Raw genomic sequence first — 1,333 nt, forward strand, 5'->3', positions numbered from 1 at the left:
GATCTTGACTGCCATCGTCAATGACCCATACTTCTATTTGGGAGGCGGGATAATCCGAGGCAAAAATACTTGTTACGATGCGATTAAGTACATTGGCTCAATTGCGTGCTGGAATTAAAATCGAGACGGTGAAGGGGGGCAGGTTGGTGGGGTCGCTTACGGCTGGGGTGGGGATTTGCGCTCTCATTAGTCGTCCGCCATAGAGAGCAAAGATCGCTACAACACCAAAGAACAGGACATTACTCCAGGGTTGCCAATGGAGCAAGCTCACAAAGGCCCAGACGGACAGCACCATCAGTGTGAACGGGAGACGGCGATCGCACCTGAAGTTCGGGTTCATAATTAAAAAGGTTCTGAAAGGCCAGGCCTGAGGGTTAGGGTTTCCAAAACCAGATAACCGCCGCCCCAACAATAATGCCAACAACCCCTGCCACTAAAGCACTCCATCGCATTGCACTTTGTGTTACCGCCAGTACCGGATTATCGAGGAGATTAGCGGAAAAATGTAAACTTTGAATTAGCCATCGGTGATTTGCTTTTTGCAGAACCGCTGTCCAACGCAGAGGCATATCATTGTTTTTCCCGTCTTTGAAGTTAAAGGTCGAGGTGGCGGCCCCATAGGCTACTTCTAAATTGGGAGCGAGCAGGATGCGATCAGTGTGTTCATCCAGAGTCATGGTGATGCTCTTAATGTTCGTCTGAAATTGATTTTCCCAATAACGTTGAAAATCCTCCACGCCATGAAACACCTGATTATCTACGGTGGTAATGGTGAAATCGGGATGGAGATAGGGTTTAACTTGGTCAAAATTGCGATGATTGAGGGCATCCAGAGCAATCTTGCGGGTTTCTAGGATGAGTTCAATATCCTCAGAGGGTAGAGACATAGGAAGTGACAGAGAGAAAAAGGTGATTACTTTAGAATCCTTTTGGTATCGTTGAAATACCCCGGATGTTTAGAGTTTAGTCGGGAATTTTGAAATTAGGCGATCGTGATTTAGGGATTGTAAAACTTTTCCAACCTGCCAATCCTGGCTTCAATGGAGTCGAGTCGTTTTCCGGTATCGGTCACTTTCTGGTCAATGATGCCGATCGCCTTTAAACTCCTGGATAACCCTTAAGTAAAGTCGGTTCTTATGCCCCCACATTGAGGGTCCGCCGGTCAGTACCCTGGGTATTGATAGTTAGCTTTCATCCGGCGGGGGGGTGGGGAGGCAGGAAAAAAAGGGAGGGGCGACGACCATAAAGTGCCGGGGATCACATCTTTATTTTTGCCTTCCTGATATTAACGTTTCTTTTTTTATCAAAATTAATTCTTTTTTCTTTTAGTTAA

Annotated in this window: 1 protein-coding gene; it reads right to left on the reverse strand. The window is 46.4% G+C overall.

Annotation, left to right across the window (positions count from 1 at the left end):
• Window positions 1-374: 374 nt before the first annotated feature.
• Window positions 375-887 carry a nuclear transport factor 2 family protein gene (locus tag IQ219_RS19665; protein ID WP_190599874.1) on the reverse strand — a complete coding sequence of 171 codons (513 nt, stop codon included), beginning with the start codon at window positions 885-887 and terminating at the stop codon, window positions 375-377.
• Window positions 888-1,333: the final 446 nt, after the last annotated feature.

The organism is Synechocystis sp. LEGE 06083 (genome assembly GCF_015207725.1).
Classification (GTDB): Bacteria; Cyanobacteriota; Cyanobacteriia; order Cyanobacteriales; family Microcystaceae; genus Synechocystis; species Synechocystis salina.